This is a genomic window from Massilia horti, assembly GCF_004614195.1.
Taxonomy (GTDB): Bacteria; Pseudomonadota; Gammaproteobacteria; order Burkholderiales; family Burkholderiaceae_D; genus Telluria; species Telluria horti.
Genome location: NZ_SPUM01000143.1, coordinates 1 through 17,102, shown reverse-complemented (window position 1 = coordinate 17,102; position 17,102 = coordinate 1). Strand labels below are relative to the sequence as shown.

The window sequence follows — 17,102 nt, the reverse complement described above, 5'->3', positions numbered from 1 at the left end:
GCGAAAAAAAAGCGAAGCAATTCGATATGGTCTTCGCATGCGAACTGCGGGCCGTAGTGTACCGCACGGCCGGGACAGCCTGGCTCTTCGCACTTCGGGGATGGCGATGGCTTTTGACAACATCGCTTTTGTGCCTTACACTCACATGGTAGCGCTACCACGCTACGAATTCTCCTCAGGCTCGTAGCAAGCGAGTCCTTCACCGCTCTGCCCGCACGCAGAGCGGTTTTTCTTCTGGGGGCGCATGCTTGCGAATCTGGATGGCAAGCGTCAAACGATCGGAACTGCCTCCACGAGGATTCTGTCCAACTGCCAGACAAACTAAACTGGCTAACAGCATGGGTACCCGACTTGGCGAGCTGGTCCAACGCTTCGGTGGACAATTGGAGGGCGACCCGGACATAGAAGTCACGGCGATCGCCGCGCTGGACCATGCGGGCGCTAACGAAATCAGCTTTCTCAGCAACAGCAAACTGCGGGTGCTGGCAGCGCAAAGCCGGGCCGCGGCGCTGATCCTCTCGCCGCTGGACGATCCGGCCGTTGCCGCCACCTACGAAGGCGCGCGCATCATCAGCGATAACCCCTATGCATACTTCGCGCGCGCCGCGCAACACCTCGTGTCCCAGGCGCAGGCGGAGCCGGCACCGGGCATTCACCCAACGGCCGCGGTGCACGAGACCGCGCAGGTTCACCCGACGGCCCACATCGGCGCGCATGTCACGGTGGAGGCCGGCGCGGTGATCAAGGCCCGCGCCGTGATCGACGGCGGATGCTACATCGGCCCCGAAGCGGTGGTCGGCGAAGCTACCCATTTTTTCGCCAACGTGACCTTTCACGCGCGTTGCATCATTGGCGAGCGCGGGATCATCCACTCAGGCGCGGTGATCGGCGGCGACGGCTTCGGCTTTGCCGAGGACGACGGCACCTACGTCAAGATTCCGCAGATCGGGCGCGTGGTGATGGGCAACGATGTCGACATCGGCTCCAACACCACGGTCGACCGTGGCGCGCTCGACGACACGGTGATCGAGGACGGCGTCAAGCTGGACAATCAAATCCAGATCGGCCACAACTGCCACATCGGTGCCCATACCGCCATGGCCGGCTGCGTCGGCGTGGCCGGCAGCTGCAAGATCGGCAAGCACTGCACCTTCGGCGGCGCATCCATGATCAATGGCCACATCGAAATCGTCGACAACGTGCACATCACGGCAGGCACCCTGGTGCCCAATTCAGTCACGGAGCCGGGCCGCTACACTGGTTTTTTTCCGGTAACCACGAACGCCGAATGGGAACGCATCGCCGCGCTCGTGCGCAACCTTTCCTCGATGCGCGAGAAAATCCGCGCGCTCGAACGGACCGTCAAAACGCTGAAAGAAGAGAAATAACCCTACTTAAAATGGCGGAGCTGGCAGGATCACCTAGCAAGGCGAGATCGAGGTGCCGCGCTACGCTTGGCCAATCGCTGCGCTAACGTGGGTCCGCATAGTTCACAAAGCCCAATCCGATAAACTGCACCTTTACTGCCTGGGCGATTGCAAAACCCTGCTGCGTCACGCAGATGGCGTGGTTCGGGATCTCGACCCGTGGACCAACCCACAGGACGAGGTACTGAAACGCGAGATTAGCGCCATGTTGGCCGAAGGCGTGAGCGATATATCCGTGCGAAGGGAACGCCTGATGCCGCTACCGCGAAATCGGCGTATCGAGCAGAATGAGAATCTCACCCCGTCCGTGCTATGTATGCAGCCGGCCGGACCCTTCGCCGCGCGAAAGGCTGTACTAGAGGTTGGGGCGGGAGACATGCTCTTGGCGATGACGGATGGATTTTATCGTTTGGCCGATCCATACGAACTCTACTCACCCACGCTGTTAGCTGAGGCCTGCTCAGTACGCGGCTTAGAAACCATGTTATCGGAGCTTCGCGCTGCGGAAAAGGCGGATGCCACACGAGGTTTGGCAGTGAAAGCCGCAGACGATGCCACGGCAATAATGTGGGTCTCCAGCTGTCCGAGGCCCTAAAACAACTCCCCCTGCCGGCTAGTCAGCGCAACAAAATCATCCCCAACAAATGGCAGGATCGCGTCCGCCACGGGCTGCAGTTGGCGTGACAGGTAATGCTCGTAATCGATCGGGGAGCGCCGCACTTCGAGCGGTTCCGGCCCTGCCAGCGTGATCACGTAGCGAATCCGCCCGCCGTTCTGGTACTGCAGCGGCCTGCCATGCTGCCGGTTGAATTCATCAGCAATGCGCGCCGCGCGCACTTGCGGCGGCACGTTACGCCGGTAGTCCTCCAGCGTGCGGCGCAGCCGCTTGCGATACACCAGCAGCTCATCGAATTCACCCGCGACCGTGCGCGCCGCATAATCGCGCACATAATCGCGGTACGGTTCGCCCTTGAAGATGCGCAGGTAAAGCTCCTGCTGAAACTGCTGCGCCAGCGGCGTCCAGTCGCTGCGCACCGTTTCCAGTCCCTTGTAGACCATCGTCTCGCTGCCGTCCGGTTTGCGCACCAGTCCCGCATAGCGCTTCTTGCTGCCTTCGTCCGAGCCGCGGATGGTCGGCATCAAAAAGCGCCGGTAATGGGTTTCAAACTGCAGTTCAAGCGCACTGGCCAGGCCAAACTCCTGCTGCAGATACTGCGCAAACCAGTGGTTCACATGAGCGACCAATCCGCGCCCGATCGCAGACGCCTCCTCCTCGCTGCGTGCTTGCTTGAGCCAGACGAAGATGGAATCGGTGTCGCCGTAAATGACCGGATAGCCCTGCTCTTCGATCAGCCGCCGGGTGCGCTGGATGATTTCCTGCCCGCGCAACGTAATTGATGACGCCAGGCGCGGATCGAAGAAGCGGCAACCACTCGAACCAAGGACGCCGTAGAACGAATTCATGATGATCTTGAGCGCCTGCGACAGCGGCTTGTTCTGTTCGCGCTTGGCAGCGTCGCGCTCGTCCCATACCTGCTTGACTATCGCCGGCAGGCAGTGCTTTTCGCGCGAAAAGCGCGCACCGCGAAAGCCAGGGACAGTCGCGCCGTCATCCGGATTGCGGGTGCCTTCTACCAGGCCAACCGGGTCGATCAGGAAGGTGCGGATGATCGACGGGTACAGGCTCTTGAAGTCGAGTACCAGCACAGAGTCGTACAGGCCCGACTGCGAATCCATCACGAATCCGCCAGGACTGTTATCACCCACCACATCGCCAAGATTGGGCGCGACATAACCCTGGCGGTGCATGAGCGGCAGGTACAGGTGCTCGAAAGCGGCGACCGAACCGCCGCTGCGGTCGGCCGCCAGCCCGGTCACGCTGGCGCGTTCCAGCAAGAACGTCAGCAACTCGGTCTTGGCGAAAATGCGCGTGACCAGTTCGCAGTCCTTGATGTTGTAACGCGCCAGGGCCGGCTTGTCCTCGGCGAAGCGGCGGTCAATTTCTGCCATGCGCTGGTACGGGTTGTCGATCGACTTGCCTTCGCCCAGCAGTTCCTGTGCCACATATTCCAGAGAGAACGACGCAAAGCTCCAGGTGGCGGACCGCAAGGCCTCAATACCGTCGATGATCAGCCGCCCGGCTGCGGCTGCGAACAGGTGATCCTGCCCGCCGCCGTGCTTGCGCATTTCCAGCGCGCTGCCATCGCGCCCGAAGCGCAGCGGCACCTGGTAGCGTTCGGCATGGTCTTGCAGCACGCGCAAATCGAACTGCACCAGGTTCCAGCCGATGATCGCGTCCGGATCGTGCCGTTCCAGCCACCCGTTCAGCCGTTCGAGCATCACGCCTCGGTTGTCGCAGTATTCCAGCTCGAAGTCGAGCGCCCCGCTCTCCCCGTTCGGAGCACCCAGCATATACACCTGCCGCTGCCCGCAGCCTTCCAGCGCGATCGAGTACAGGTCGCCGTAGGCGCTGGTTTCGATGTCGAGCGATACGAGCTTAAGCTGCGGGCGGTAGCCGGTCTCGGGCTTGAGCTGGCCGTCTTCGAGGAGGTTACTGTCCCCTGCCCGGCCGCCGAACCAGACTGGCGCCGTGATAAAGCGTTCCATCAGGTAGCGTTCCGGCGGGCGCACGTCGGCTTCATAGACGTCCACGCCATGTTCGCGCAGGCGCTTGGTCTCTCGAATCAACTGCCTGTACTGCTTGCAGTAAAGACCGAGCACGGGCCGGTGATGAAAGTCGGTGAGCGCGAGCGGACGCAGCTCACCGTCACGCAACACGGCTTCGGCCATCTCGCGCTGCTCAAGCGGAATGAACGCCACCGACGGCTGGGGCGGCACGCGGACCAGGCGCGGGCCGTCATCGGTCGCCAGCCAAAACTCGACCTGCGTGCCGGCCGGCGTGTCACGCCAGTGCCGTGTCAATAGGAATCCCCGCTGCAGTTGATCCAACACCTGAAAGCCCATCATTGCGAATGTTGCGCCATTGTAGGCAAAAGAGGGACAACAAGCCAAAAGCGGCCGCGCGGCCAAGCGCGGTATCATCCGCGTGACGGTCGACCAACGCTAATGGAGGCTAGCATGGATCAGCACGTCAGCGACGAATTCGATGTGGACCAACTTGTCCCGGGCTTTCGCGCTCCGCCGCAACCGGCCGTGCCGCCAACGGACCCGGCGGTGCTCGATTTTGCCCACCATAACACGCGTCACTGGTTCAGCCCATCGCGCGGCCCGCTCAAGCCCGGGTCGGATGCGCACCGGCACGAAACCTGCCGCATGTTTCGCGAAACCTTCAACCCGTACCGGCCGGCGGTGCTCGACTGGCCGAAGCTCGATCCGGCTACCTTGCAACGGATCGTCTCGCTGCCGATCTGGGACATCGCCGTGCAGACCGAAGGCAAGGCGCGGCTGCGCATGGCAGCCTACGCCCGCACCCTGTCCGACCCCGAAATGCGTGACGCGCTCGCCCTCAATGCGTGGGAAGAGAATCGCCACAAGGAAGTGCTATCGCGCATGGTTGCCGCTTACGGCATCCGTCTCGCGCCCGCGGCGGCCTACATCTATCCGAAGGACCCCGAATGGGCTTACCTCGTCACCGGCTACAGCGAGTGCATCGACAGCTTTTTCGCGTTCGGCCTGTTCGAACTGGCCCGCCGTTCCGGCATGTTTCCGCCTGCCCTGGTCGACACGTTCGAGCCCGTGATGCAGGAAGAGTGCCGCCACATCCTGCTGTTTGCCAACTGGGCCGCCTGGCACCGCACACGGCTGCCGTGGTGGCGGCGGCTTCGCTTCGAGGCCAAGGTGCTTGCGGTGTGGGCGTTCCTGGGATGGGAGCGCATTGGTCTCGCACGCACGGTCGACGCCGACGGCAAGCAGCAGGAGCACGACAACAATTTCACCGTGACGGGCGCCCAGTCGGTCTCCACCGCCAATTTGAGTGTGCCCGCATTGATGTCCCTCTGCCTGGAAGAAAACGACAGGCGCTTTTCCGGCTACGACTCGCGCCTGCTGCGCCCCACGACGGTGCCGCGCCTGGTGAAGCTTGCCCTGCGCCTCATGCCCAAATCCGCCGGGCACTAAACATGTCGCCATTGCTCGTCTTGTCGCTTGGGTCGGTCATCCTGCTCGCCTGGGTGGGGATGGCGCTGTTCAGGGGTTGGTTCTGGCTGGTTCGCGCACCTGGAACGGACAGCGAGCCGGTGGCCTGGCCGGCCGTCGTGGCCGTGGTGCCCGCGCGCGACGAGGCAAGTGTGATTGGCGATGCCATCACCTCACTTCTGCAACAGCACTATCCAGGCCTGTTCCATGTGATTCTCGTGGACGATCACAGTACGGATGCCACTGTCCTGCTCGCGCAGCAGGCCGCGGCACGGCTTGGCCAGCAAGCGCGCCTGACAGTCGCGCATGCTCGCAAACTGCCGCCCGGCTGGATGGGCAAGGTCTGGGCGCAAGCCGAAGGCCTGCGTGTGCAGCAAGAACTTTTTCCAGAAGCGCGCTACGTCTGGCTCACCGATGCCGACATCGCGCATGATCATCCGGCCCTGCGGCGGCTGGTCGCGCGAGCCGAAGCCGGCAACCTCGTCCTGGCCTCGCTGATGGTGCGCCTGCGTTGCGTGTCGCTGGCCGAAAAAGCGCTGGTGCCGGCGTTTGTGTTCTTCTTCGCCATGCTTTACCCGTTTTCGCGGGTGAATGATCCTGGTAGCAGTGTCGCTGCGGCGGCGGGCGGATGCATGTTGGTGCGCACCGATGATCTCGCGGCGATTGGTGGCATGGGTGCTATCAAGAATGCGTTGATCGATGACTGTGCGCTTGCCAGGCGGTTAAAGCGGCACGGTGCGATACGGCTCGATTTTGCGCAGGCGAGTTATTCGTTGCGGGCTTATGATTGGCCGGACCTTTGGAACATGATTGCGCGCACTGCTTACACGCAGTTGCGGCATTCGCCAGTGGTGCTGGCGGGTACGGTGCTTGGGATGTTGCTGCTGTTTGCGGTGCCGGCAGTGTTGGGCTTGGCATTTGTGTTGGGCGCGCCACGGAGCGCGGCTTTGGGTCTGGGCGCATGGCTGGTCATGGCGGCGATGTATGTGCCCATGTTGCGCTATTACGGACGCTCGGTATTGTGGGCGCCGGGGTTGCCGCTGGTTGCATTGTTTTATGTTGGCGCCACGCTGGCGTCCGCGTGGCGATATCGACGTGGGCGTGGAGGTCAGTGGAAGGGGCGTGTGCAGGCGGCGGGGTGAAGTTGCGCGCTAACTGGAATCAACCGTACCGCGTGCGCACAGGTGCGCACCCTACGATTTGCTACGGCTACGGGCTGCCGTAGGGTGCGCACCAGTGCGCACGCGGTTCGCGAAAGCGGCGCAGTGGTACGGCGACTTTTTGACGCATCACCCAAGATACCCTTCCCCACCAAACCACGAAAGCGCCGCGCGCAACCCTTCCAGGTACGGACCGGGACGATAATCCAGCTCGCGCTCCGCTTTCGCCGACGAAAAATACATCCGGTTCTGCGACATCTTCAGCCCGTCCACCGTCAAAAACGGTTCACGCCCCGTAATCCGGGCAGCCGCCTCGGCCGCATGCGCCAGCGGATACAGCGGCGCAACCGGCAGTTTCACCCGCGGCGCACGGCGCCCGGTCAGGTCGGCGATTTCCCTGAGCAGTTGTTCCAGGCTGATATTGTCGCCACCCAGAATGTAGCGCTCACCGATCCGTCCACGCTCCAGCGCCAGCAGGTGTCCGCGCGCGACGTCGTCCACGCCCACCACGTTCAGCCCCGTTTCGACGAACGCCGGCATCCTGCCCGTTGCCGCTTCGACGATGATGCGTCCGGTCGGCGTCGGCCGCACATCGCGCGCGCCGACCGGCGTCGATGGATTCACGATCACCGCCGGCAAGCCCTGCTCGGCGACCATCCGTTCCACCAGCCGCTCGGCCAATACCTTGCTGCGCTTGTAGGCGCCGATCGCCTCGTGCGGCGCCAGCGTGTCAGCCTCGGTCGCGGCAACAGTGCGGCTGTCCACACGCAAGGTAGCCACGCTGCTGGTGTACACCACGCGCTCGACACCGCTTGCCAGCGCCGCGCGCATCACGGCGCCGGTTCCTTCCAGGTTGTTGCGCTCGATTTCCCCGGGGTCGTGTGCCCACAGCCGGTAGTCGGCTGCCACATGGAACAGGTAGCGCACGCCGATCAAAGCGCGCCGCACGCCTGCTTCATCACGCATATCGCCTTCCATCACTTCCGCATCCAACCCGTGCAGGTTGCGGCGGCGGCTTTTGCCACGCACTAGTACGCGCACCTGGTAGCCGCGCAGCAGCGCCGCGTGCGCCACCGCCGATCCGACAAAGCCTGCCGCTCCCGTGATCAGTACCCGCTCCATCGCGCCCTCCCACCTTGCTGACACGCCGCGCAATCATTGTAGCGATTTGGCGCCTGCCGACGCGTCAGCCGCCCCAAACGGATTCGTTCGAACCTGTCGCGATTCTGCGAATCCAACCGGATTTCGCCAGCTGGAGTCGCAACATGCAGCAGAAAAACAACGAGCTGCGCGTGATCCTGGCCCAACCGCGTGGCTTTTGCGCCGGGGTGGTGCGCGCGATCGAGATCGTCGACCGGTCGTTGCAGAAGTATGGCGCACCAGTCTACGTACGTCACGAGATCGTGCACAACAAGGCGGTCGTCGAGGAGCTCAAGACCAAGGGCGCGGTGTTTGTCGACGAGCTGGACCAGGTGCCGCCGCATGCGGTGACGATCTTTTCCGCCCATGGCGTCGCGCGCGAAGTCGAAGCGGGCGCGGCGGCGCGGTCGCTGCACGTGCTCAATGCCACTTGCCCGCTGGTGACCAAGGTCCACATCCAGGGCCGCCAATATGCGGCGGCGGGCCGGGTGGTGGTGCTGATCGGCCACGCCGGGCACGCCGAGGTCGAGGGCACGATGGGCCAGATCGATGGCAAGGTGGTGCTGGTGCAAAACGTGCAGGAGGCCGAGCACCTGGACCTGCCGCCCGACACGCCGATCGCCTACGTCACGCAGACGACGCTTTCCGTGGACGACACGCGCGAAGTGATCGCCGTGTTGCGGCGGCGCTTCGGCAACATCGTCGGCCCCGAGGTGCGCGACATCTGCTACGCAACGCAGAACCGCCAGCGCGCGGTGCGCGAGCTCTCGCGGCAGGCGGATGTGCTCCTGATCGTGGGCGCCAAGAACAGTTCGAATTCGAACCGGCTGCGCGAGATCGGCACCGAAAGCGGCATCCCCAGCTATCTGCTGGCCGATGGCAACGAGCTGGACCCGGACTGGGTGCGCGATGCGCAGGTGGTCGGCATCACGGCCGGCGCATCGGCGCCCGAGGCCATGGTCGAGCATGTGATCGAAGCCTTGCGCGCGTTGCGCCGGGTCACGGTATCGACCATGGACGGGCTGGAGGAAAAGATCGAATTTCGCCTTCCGCGCGAGCTGACCGAGAGCGAAGGCCAGGAGGTGTGACGTGGCTATTCCCCTGTTGCAAAAGACCCTGGTGGGCGCCTATATCCTGCGCAAGCATCTGGCTGGCCAACGACGCTACCCGCTCGCGCTGATGCTCGAGCCCCTGTTCCGGTGCAATCTTGCGTGCGCAGGCTGCGGCAAGATCGACTATCCGGACGAGATCCTGAACCAGCGCCTGTCGACCGAGCAGTGCCTGGGAGCGGTCGACGAATGCGGCGCGCCGGTGGTGTCGATCGCCGGTGGCGAGCCGCTGCTGCACAAGGACATGCCCGAGATCGTGCGCGGCATCGTGGCGCGCCGCAAGTTCGTCTACCTGTGCACCAACGCGCTGCTGATGGAAAAAAAGATCGACCAGTTTCAGCCGAACCGCTTCTTCATCTGGTCGGTACACCTGGACGGCGACGAACAGATGCATGACCGCTCGGTCTGCCAAAGCGGCGTCTACCAGCGCGCGGTGGCGGCGATCCGCCTTGCCAAGGCGCGCGGCTTTCGCGTCAATATCAACTGCACCCTGTTCAACGACGCCTCGCCGGACCGGGTCGCGCGGTTTTTCGATTCGGTCAAGGAACTGGGCATCGACGGGATCACGGTCTCGCCCGGCTATGCCTACGAGCGCGCGCCGCAGCAGCAGCACTTCCTGACGCGCAGCACCACCAAGCAGCTGTTCCGCGACATCCTGCGCCAGGGCAAAGGCGGCCGGAACTGGCCGTTCAGCCAGTCCGGCTTGTTCCTCGACTTTTTGGCCGGCAACCAGACTTACCACTGCACGCCCTGGGGCAACCCCACCCGTACTGTATTCGGCTGGCAGCGGCCGTGCTACCTGCTGGGCGAAGGTTATGTGGGCACGTTCAGGGAATTGATGGAAGAAACCGACTGGGACGCCTACGGCACCGGCCACTACGAAAAATGCGCCAACTGCATGGTGCACAGCGGCTACGAGGCCACCGCGGTGATGGACACGATGAAACGGCCGCTGACCGCGTTCAAGGTCGCGCTGCACGGCGTGCGTACCAGGGGCGGGATGGCGCCGGACATCGCGCTCGAGCGCCAGCGCCCGGCCGAATATGTGCACACGCGGCAGGTGGCGATCAAAGTGGCCGAGATCAGGGGCCGCAAGGCCGCCCCGGAGGCATGAACCCGGCAGGATCACCTATGCACGTTTTGCTGACAGCGACCGGGTTCGCGCTGACGTTGATTGCGGCGCTGTACGCGCTGACGGCACTGCTGGCGCGCCCGCGCGTGTGGCGCGCGCAGCCATGCAGGCGCGACGGACATCCGCCCATCACCGTCCTCAAGCCGCTGTGCGGCATGGAGCCGCGGCTGGAGGCCAACCTCGCCACCCTGTTCGAACAGACTTGCCCGGCGTATCAACTGGTGTTCGGGGTGCGCGACCGGCACGACCCGGCCATTGCCGTGGTGCGCCGCCTGGCGCGCCGCTATCCCGCGCACGACGTGACGCTGGTGGTAAACGCGCGCCTGCACGGCGCCAACAACAAGGTCAGCAACCTGATCAACATGGCGCACGTGGCCCGCCATCCCTGGCTGGTGATTGCCGACAGCGACATCGCGGTGGAGCCAGACTACCTGGAACAGGTCGCCGCACCGCTGGCCAATCCGCGCGTGGGCATCGTCACCTGCCTGTACACGGGGCGTGCGCAGGACACCTTCTGCACCCGGCTCGGCGCGCTGTTCATCGACACTTGGTTCGCGCCGTCGGTCAGGGTGGCCAGCGCGATGGGCAGCCGCTGCTTCGGCTTCGGCGCCACCATCGCGCTGCGCGCCGACACCCTGCGCCTGATCGGCGGCTTCGAGGCGCTGCGCGACCGACTGGCCGACGACTTCTGGCTCGGCCAGCTCACGCGCAATCACGGGCTGGCAACCGTCCTGTCCCAGGTCTGCGTGACGACCGACGTGGCGGAAGACAGCTTCGCATCGCTGTGGTCGCGCGAGCGGCGCTGGATGCAGACCATCCGCGCCCTCAACCGGCCCGGCTACACGTTCACCTTCATCACCTTCACCTTCCCGGTCATGGCCGCCGGCCTGTGGCTGGCGCCGCTGACGATCACCTGGGCCGTGGCCGCGATCGGCATGGCGGCGCGCTGCGCCCTGCACCTGCGCGCGCCGGCCCCTGGCCTGCCGGCGCCGGGCCGCGTGTGCTACGCCCCGCTGCGCGACTGCCTGCTGCTTCTCACCTGGCTCACCGCGTTTGCCGGTTCCACCGCGCGCTGGCGCTGCCAATCAGTGCCGATCGACTGCCGCGGCGAGCAGCGCGCGGATCCTTGAACAACTATCATCTGGACGATCAAGACGATGAACACTCTGTTCCTGCAAGCGCCGTCATTCGACGGCTTCGACGGTGGCGCCGGTTCGCGCTACCAGTGCAAGCGCGAGATCAAATCTTTCTGGTACCCGACCTGGCTGGCCCAGCCGGCAGCGCTGGTGGAGGGCAGCCGGCTGGTGGACGCGCCGGCCGACGGCCTGTCGGTCGAGCAGACGCTGACGATCGCGCAAGACTACGAGCTGGTGATCATGCACACCAGCACCCCATCGTTCCAGGCCGACGCCAGATTCGCCGAGCTGCTCAAGGCGCATAGCCCGGACACGATGATCGGGATGGTCGGAGCCAAGGTGGCGGTCGATGCCGAAGGCTCGCTGAGGGCGTGCCGCGCGCTCGATTTCGTCGCGCGCGAGGAATTCGACTACACCTGCCGCGACATCGCGCAAGGCATGCCGTTGGCCACCGTGGACGGCATCAGCTACCGCCAGCCGGATGGCCAACTGCGGCACAACCCGCCGCGCGCGATCATCGAGAACATGGACGCGCTGCCGTTCGTCACGCCCGTGTACAAGCGCAACCTAAACATCCGCAACTATTTCCTCGGCTACCTGAACTACCCCTACGTGTCGCTGTACACCGGCCGCGGCTGCCGCTCGCGCTGCACGTTCTGCCTGTGGCCGCAGACCGTGGGCGGACATCGCTACCGCACCCGCTCGCCGGAAAACGTGCTGGCCGAAGTGCGGTGGATCAAGGAGAACATGCCCGAGGTGAAGGAGATCATGTTCGACGACGATACCTTCACCGACTTCAAGCCACGTGCAGAGGAAATCGCGCGCGGCCTCGGGGAACTGGGCGTGATGTGGTCGTGCAACGCCAAGGCCAACGTGCCGTACTCCACCCTCAAGATCATGAAGGAGAACGGCCTGCGCCTGCTGCTGGTGGGCTACGAGTCCGGTGACGACCAGATTCTGCTGAACATCAAGAAAGGCCTGCGCACCGACATCGCGCGCCGCTTTGCCGCCGACTGCCGCGAGCTCGACATCGCGGTGCACGGCACCTTCATTCTCGGCCTGCCGGGCGAAACGCGCGAGACGATCGCCAAGTCGATCGCGTTTGCCAAGGAGATCAATCCGCGCACTATACAGGTGTCGCTGGCCGCGCCCTACCCCGGCACCCGGCTGTACCAGCAGGCGCTGGAAAACAACTGGATCCCGCCGAACAAGACCATCAACCTGGTCAACGCGAGCGGCGAGCAACTGGCGACGATCAGCTACCCGCACCTGTCAAGCGAAGAGATCTACCATGGCGTGGAAGCGTTCTATAAGAGCTTCTACTTCCGGCCGGCGAAAATCTGGGAAATCATCAGCGAAATGATGCGCAGCTGGGACATGACGCGCCGCCGGCTGCGCGAAGGCACGGAGTTCTTCCGCTTCCTGCGCTCGCACGGAGCATCGCATTCCTGAGGTCCGGCGTGCGCGCACCGGGCCTGATCATTACCGCCGACGACTTCGGCCTGCACGCGAGCGTCAACAAGGCGATCGTGCACGCCTTTCGCGAAGGCGTGCTCGATTGCGCAAGCCTGATGATGGCCGGCCCCGCCACGCGGGACGCCGTGGCACGCGCACGCGCCTGCCCGAGCCTTGCCGTGGGACTGCACCTGGTGCTGGCAGATGGGCGCGCAGTGCTGCCGCCGAGGTGGATTCCCGACCTGGTCGACGCCGATGGACGCTTCGGTGCGCGCATGGTGCGCGACTCCGCGCGATTTTTCCTGCATCCGCGCGTGCGGCGCCAGCTCGCCGCCGAGATTCGCGCCCAGTTCGAAGCCTTCGCCGATACCGGGCTGCGGCTGGACCATGTCAACGCGCACAAGCATTTTCACCTGCATCCGACGATCCTGTCGATGCTCATCTCGATTGGCCGGCCATTCGGCATGACCTCGGTCCGGCTGCCGCTGGAAGACGGCACGCCGCCCTGGCTGCGGCCGTGGCTGGCCCTGCTGGCCCATCGGCTCGACGCGGCCGGCGTCTTCCATAACGATTACATTGTCGGCATCCGCCACTCCGGCCGCTTCGACGAGGCGGCACTGCTGGCGGCGCTGGGTCGTGCGCCGCGCAACGCCGTCGGCGAAATTTACCTGCACCCTGCGCTGGAATCGGGCGCCGCGATCGCCTCCTCGATGCCAGCCTACCGCCACGCCGACGAATATGCCGCGCTGGTCTCGCCGCGCGTGCGTAGTGCGCGCGAGCAGCTGCGCATCGAAGGCTTTCGCTTTGGCGGCTTTGCGGACCTGGCCCCCCGGGCATGAAGCGGCTGGCCTACATCGGCACGGCGGTCGGACTGCTGCTCCTGACCGCTCTCGTCGCCTACGAGGGATGGCCGGCGATCCTGGCCGCCTTCCAGCGCGCCGGCTGGCTGCTCCTGCTGCTGGTGCCGTTCCACCTGGTGCCGCTCACTTTCGACATACTGGCCTGGCGCGAACTGCTCGAGCCCATCGACCCTGAACGGCGCGCCAACCGCGTCTTCCTGCTGTGGGTGGCTTCGGTGCGCGAGGCGGTCTCGCGCCTCTTGCCGGCGGTCGGCATCGCCGGCGAAGTGGTCGGCGTGCGGCTGGTGCGCATGCGCCTGGCCGACACCACCGCGATTACCGCCGTCATCATCGTCGAGGTGATGGTGACGATTGCTGTGCTTTACCTGTTCTGCGGCCTCGGCGTGATTCTGATCGCGCACATCGCCGCCGGCGTTGGCGAGGTATGGCTCATCGCGGCCAGCCTGGTGCTGTCGGCGCCGCTGCCGGTGCTCGCCTACTGGCTTCTACGCCACGGCAATGTCTTCGCCCGGCTACAAGCCTGGACCGGCAAGCTGCTGGGGCCGGAGAGCCGCCTGACGACGAGCCTGGATGGCGCGCGCCTCGATGCCGAAGTCGGGCTGCTGTTTTCCCGGCCGCGCCGGCTGGCACGGGCGCTGGGCTGGCAAATCATCGGCTACCTGGCCGGCTGCTTCGAAACCTGGTATGCGCTCGAGCTGCTCGGGCACCCGGTGGACGTCCAGCGGGCGATCGCGATCGAGGCGCTGACCCAGGCCGCGCGCCACGCCACCTTTCTGGTGCCCGCGGGACTGGGCGTGCAGGAGGCGGCGGTGATGCTGTTCGGCTACCTGGCCGGTGTCGGCGGCGAACTGGCGCTGTCGCTGGCCCTGGTCAAGCGCATGCGCGAAATCCTGTTCGGCGTGCCGGCGCTGCTGTCATGGCAATGGGTCGAAGCCAGGCGCATGCGCGGGCATGTCGCGGCGCGGTAGCACGACGTGCGCGGAAATAGCGTAGGGTGCGCACCTGTGCGCACGCGGTACGTGTGCAGCTCGGCGCCAACAGCATTCAACCGTAGCGCGTGCGCACTGGTGCGCACCCTACGCCTCCTGCAAGCCGCATCTACACATTCGCTTGATTATGCGCCGTAATGAACTTGATCAAGCCATCGATCCCACCCTTCGCCAACTGCCCGGCGAACTGCTGGCGATACACCTGGATCATCCACGCGCCCATCATGTTGATGTCGTAGATCTTCCAGCCGGCATCGGTCTTGTGCAGACGATAATCGATCGGCATGACGTCGCCGCCGGTAACGACCTGGGTCCTGACCACCACATCGGTCGCCCCCGGCTTGAGCGGTGCCGATGGCGGGTACTTGAACTGCGTTTGCTGGCCGCGCGATTGTGCCAGCTGCGTGGCGTACGTGTGCGCAAGCAAGGTCTGGAATTGCTTGAACAATTCATCGCGCTGGGCTGGCGTGGCCTTTTCCCATGCTGGGCCAACGGCCAGTTGGGTGGTGTACCGGAAATCGGTGTTGGGAATGAACTTCTGCTCGACGATGCCGTAGATCCGGCCCATGTCGCCCGAATTGGCCACCGGATCGGTGCGGATCGTGTTCATCACGCCCTCGACGGTGCTTTTGACCACCTCGCCCGGGTTGCGGCTTTCGGCCTGCTGCGCATAAACGTGGGGGGCGGCAACGAGCACCGCCACGGGGGCCCAAATCGAAAGTCTCATGGTGAATCCTCCGCGTGTGCCAGGTGCCAGTATAACGCCGCGCGTATGCAAATTCGCGCAGTCGTGTGGCGTGTTCGTCGGTCTAACCCCTCTCGTTGTCAAGCTGCGCAACCTATGTTGACCAAATTCGTTTGCCAACTCATCGCCACCTCGGTGCGCTTCGCCTGGCTCATGATCGTGGCGTTCGTGGTGCTGGTTGTATTAAGCGCGCTGTATGTGTCGCGCCACTTTGCCATCAGCACCGATGTCAGCCACCTGATCAATCCGGGCACGGCATGGGCGCAGCGTAGCGCTGCCATCGACACTGCCTTTCCACAGCGCGGCGACACCACGCTGGTCGTGGTGCGCGCGCCGATTCCAGAGTTCGCAAACCAGGCCGCCTCCGAGCTGGCCGCGGCCCTGGCCGCGCAGCCGGCGATGTTCCACTCGGTGAATGCGGGTGCGAACAGCGAGTTTTTCAAGCGCAATGGCCTGTTGTTCCTGCCGTCCGAGCAGCTCACCACGCTGGCACGCCAGCTGTCCGACGGGCGCCCGCTCCTGAACGCGCTGGCCCACGACCCGAGCTTGCGCGGGCTGTCCAACCTGCTGTCCGTGACCCTGCTCACGCCACTGCAAACCGGTCAGGTGACCCTGGCCGGCATGGCGCCGCTGCTCGCTCGCAGCGCCGATACGGTCGAGGCCGCGCTGGCCGGGCGCAAGGGCGGCCTGTCATGGCAGGCGCTGGCCGATACCGGCAGCCCCGCCGGGCCGGCGAACGCGCTGGTCGTGGTCACGCCGGTGATGCACTACAACGAACTGCAACCCGGCGCCGCATCCTCTCAGGCGATCCGCGACACCGCCGCCCGGCTGCAGCTGGCCTCGCGCTATGGCGCCACCATCGGCCTGACGGGTTCGGTGCCGTTGTCCGACGACGAGTTCGCGTCGGTGCAGGAAGGCGCGGCCCTGGGCGGCGCGGTGACCGTCGTGTTCGTGCTGCTGATCCTGTGGTTCGCGCTGCGCACCGCCAAGATGGTGCTGGCCGTGTTCCTGACCATCATGGGCGGCCTGCTGGTGACCGCCGCGCTGGGGCTGCTGATGGTCGGCGCGCTCAATATCATCTCGGTCGCGTTCGCGATCCTGTTCATCGGCCTGGGCGTGGACTTCGGCATCCAGTTCGGCATGCGCTTTCGGGCGCGGCGCCTGGCCGAGTGCGACACCTACTGCGCGCTGATGGCCGTGTCCCGCTCCGTCGCGCTGCCGCTGACGCTGGCGGCGGTGGCCACCTCGATCGGCTTTTTCGCCTTCCTGCCCACCGACTACCGCGGCGTGGCCGAGCTGGGACTGATCGCCGGCGTCGGCATTTTGGTGGTCGCCTTCCCTTCTTGCCTGACCGTGCTGCCGGCGCTGATCTGCGCGCTCAATCCCCCCGGCGCGGCGAGCATGCCCGGCTACCACTGGCTGGCGCCGGTCGACCGGACGTTCCAGAAGCACCGCAAGGTACTCCTGTTCGGCACCATTGCGCTGGTATTGGCTGGCATACCCCTGTTGTGGCACCTGCGGTTCGACTTCAATCCGCTGCATTTAAAGGACCCGAACAGCGAATCCATGCAAACACTTTCCGCGCTGGCCGGCTCCGACGAGGTGGGAATCGACAACGTCCAGGTCCTGTCCCCCAATTTGACCCAGGCAAAGGCACTCGGCGAGCGGCTGGAAGACCTGCCCGAAGTGGCCAAGGTCATGAGCGCCACCAGCTTCGTGCCCGACCACCAGCCGGAAAAAATGAACACGATCGCGAGCCTCGCTGACAGGCTGCTGCCGGTGCTGCGGCAAACGCCGGCCCCGCCGGCCAGCGACGCCCAGCGCGTGGCGGCGCTGCGTGCCGCGGCGCAGGCG

General features: G+C 64.9%; 13 protein-coding genes. 10 read left to right on the top strand and 3 right to left on the bottom strand.

What is annotated here, in order from left to right:
* Positions 1 to 338: 338 nt before the first annotated feature.
* A complete protein-coding gene (lpxD, locus tag E4O92_RS22350) occupies positions 339 to 1,388 on the top strand; it encodes a UDP-3-O-(3-hydroxymyristoyl)glucosamine N-acyltransferase (protein WP_135191853.1) in 1,050 nt (349 codons plus the stop codon).
* A gap of 630 nt (positions 1,389 to 2,018) precedes the next feature.
* On the opposite strand, the gene E4O92_RS22345 is transcribed toward lpxD, so the two are convergent.
* Complete coding sequence (locus E4O92_RS22345) at positions 2,019 to 4,391, bottom strand: DNA polymerase II (RefSeq protein WP_135191877.1); 2,373 nt, start codon at positions 4,389 to 4,391, stop codon at positions 2,019 to 2,021.
* Between the two features lie 114 nt (positions 4,392 to 4,505).
* On the opposite strand from E4O92_RS22345, the gene E4O92_RS22340 reads away from it, so the two are divergent.
* Positions 4,506 to 5,504, top strand: coding sequence for a ferritin-like domain-containing protein (locus tag E4O92_RS22340; RefSeq protein ID WP_167759863.1), 999 nt, complete (start codon positions 4,506 to 4,508; stop codon positions 5,502 to 5,504).
* Between the two features lie 2 nt (positions 5,505 to 5,506).
* Positions 5,507 to 6,664: a glycosyltransferase gene (locus tag E4O92_RS22335; protein ID WP_135191852.1), complete on the top strand. Its 1,158-nt coding sequence runs from the start codon at positions 5,507 to 5,509 to the stop codon at positions 6,662 to 6,664.
* A gap of 147 nt (positions 6,665 to 6,811) precedes the next feature.
* On the opposite strand, the gene hpnA is transcribed toward E4O92_RS22335, so the two are convergent.
* A complete protein-coding gene (hpnA, locus tag E4O92_RS22330; RefSeq protein WP_135191851.1) occupies positions 6,812 to 7,804 on the bottom strand; it encodes a hopanoid-associated sugar epimerase in 993 nt (330 codons plus the stop codon).
* Positions 7,805 to 7,968: 164 nt separating this feature from the next.
* Here hpnA and ispH point away from each other — a divergent pair, with 164 nt between their 5' ends.
* From ispH to E4O92_RS22300, 6 genes are read left to right on the top strand one after another with little or no spacing between them, the layout of a single operon-like run.
* Positions 7,969 to 8,910 carry a 4-hydroxy-3-methylbut-2-enyl diphosphate reductase gene (ispH, locus tag E4O92_RS22325; protein WP_135191875.1) on the top strand — a complete coding sequence of 314 codons (942 nt, stop codon included), beginning with the start codon at positions 7,969 to 7,971 and terminating at the stop codon, positions 8,908 to 8,910.
* A gap of 1 nt (position 8,911) precedes the next feature.
* Positions 8,912 to 10,045 carry an adenosyl-hopene transferase HpnH gene (gene hpnH, locus E4O92_RS22320; RefSeq protein WP_135191850.1) on the top strand — a complete coding sequence of 378 codons (1,134 nt, stop codon included), beginning with the start codon at positions 8,912 to 8,914 and terminating at the stop codon, positions 10,043 to 10,045.
* Between the two features lie 17 nt (positions 10,046 to 10,062).
* Positions 10,063 to 11,193: a bacteriohopanetetrol glucosamine biosynthesis glycosyltransferase HpnI gene (gene hpnI / locus E4O92_RS22315; protein ID WP_135191849.1), complete on the top strand. Its 1,131-nt coding sequence runs from the start codon at positions 10,063 to 10,065 to the stop codon at positions 11,191 to 11,193.
* A gap of 27 nt (positions 11,194 to 11,220) precedes the next feature.
* On the top strand, positions 11,221 to 12,651 hold the full coding sequence (gene hpnJ / locus E4O92_RS22310; protein ID WP_135191848.1) for a hopanoid biosynthesis associated radical SAM protein HpnJ: 1,431 nt from the start codon (positions 11,221 to 11,223) through the stop codon (positions 12,649 to 12,651).
* 8 nt (positions 12,652 to 12,659) lie between these two features.
* Positions 12,660 to 13,493, top strand: coding sequence for a hopanoid biosynthesis-associated protein HpnK (gene hpnK, locus E4O92_RS22305; RefSeq protein ID WP_135191847.1), 834 nt, complete (start codon positions 12,660 to 12,662; stop codon positions 13,491 to 13,493).
* Positions 13,490 to 14,482, top strand: a complete 993-nt coding sequence (locus E4O92_RS22300; RefSeq protein ID WP_135191846.1) for a lysylphosphatidylglycerol synthase domain-containing protein — start codon at positions 13,490 to 13,492, stop codon at positions 14,480 to 14,482. The genes hpnK and E4O92_RS22300 overlap by 4 nt, the downstream gene beginning before the upstream one ends.
* Before the next feature lie 130 nt (positions 14,483 to 14,612).
* On the opposite strand, the gene E4O92_RS22295 is transcribed toward E4O92_RS22300, so the two are convergent.
* Entirely contained in the window at positions 14,613 to 15,230 is a 618-nt protein-coding gene (locus tag E4O92_RS22295) for an MlaC/ttg2D family ABC transporter substrate-binding protein (RefSeq protein ID WP_135191845.1), read from the bottom strand.
* 114 nt (positions 15,231 to 15,344) lie between these two features.
* Here E4O92_RS22295 and E4O92_RS22290 point away from each other — a divergent pair.
* On the top strand, positions 15,345 to 17,102 hold a 1,758-nt coding region (locus E4O92_RS22290; protein ID WP_135191844.1), incomplete at its 3' end, for an MMPL family transporter.

Coding starts and splice junctions, on each gene's coding strand:
- E4O92_RS22345 (WP_135191877.1), bottom strand. CDS start 4,391: ATGGGCTTTCAGGTGTTGGATCAACTGCAGCGGGGATTCCTATTGACA.
- E4O92_RS22335 (WP_135191852.1), top strand. CDS start 5,507: ATGTCGCCATTGCTCGTCTTGTCGCTTGGGTCGGTCATCCTGCTCGCC.
- E4O92_RS22295 (WP_135191845.1), bottom strand. CDS start 15,230: ATGAGACTTTCGATTTGGGCCCCCGTGGCGGTGCTCGTTGCCGCCCCC.
- hpnI (WP_135191849.1), top strand. CDS start 10,063: ATGCACGTTTTGCTGACAGCGACCGGGTTCGCGCTGACGTTGATTGCG.
- hpnJ (WP_135191848.1), top strand. CDS start 11,221: ATGAACACTCTGTTCCTGCAAGCGCCGTCATTCGACGGCTTCGACGGT.
- hpnA (WP_135191851.1), bottom strand. CDS start 7,804: ATGGAGCGGGTACTGATCACGGGAGCGGCAGGCTTTGTCGGATCGGCG.
- E4O92_RS22340 (WP_167759863.1), top strand. CDS start 4,506: ATGGATCAGCACGTCAGCGACGAATTCGATGTGGACCAACTTGTCCCG.
- lpxD (WP_135191853.1), top strand. CDS start 339: ATGGGTACCCGACTTGGCGAGCTGGTCCAACGCTTCGGTGGACAATTG.
- E4O92_RS22300 (WP_135191846.1), top strand. CDS start 13,490: ATGAAGCGGCTGGCCTACATCGGCACGGCGGTCGGACTGCTGCTCCTG.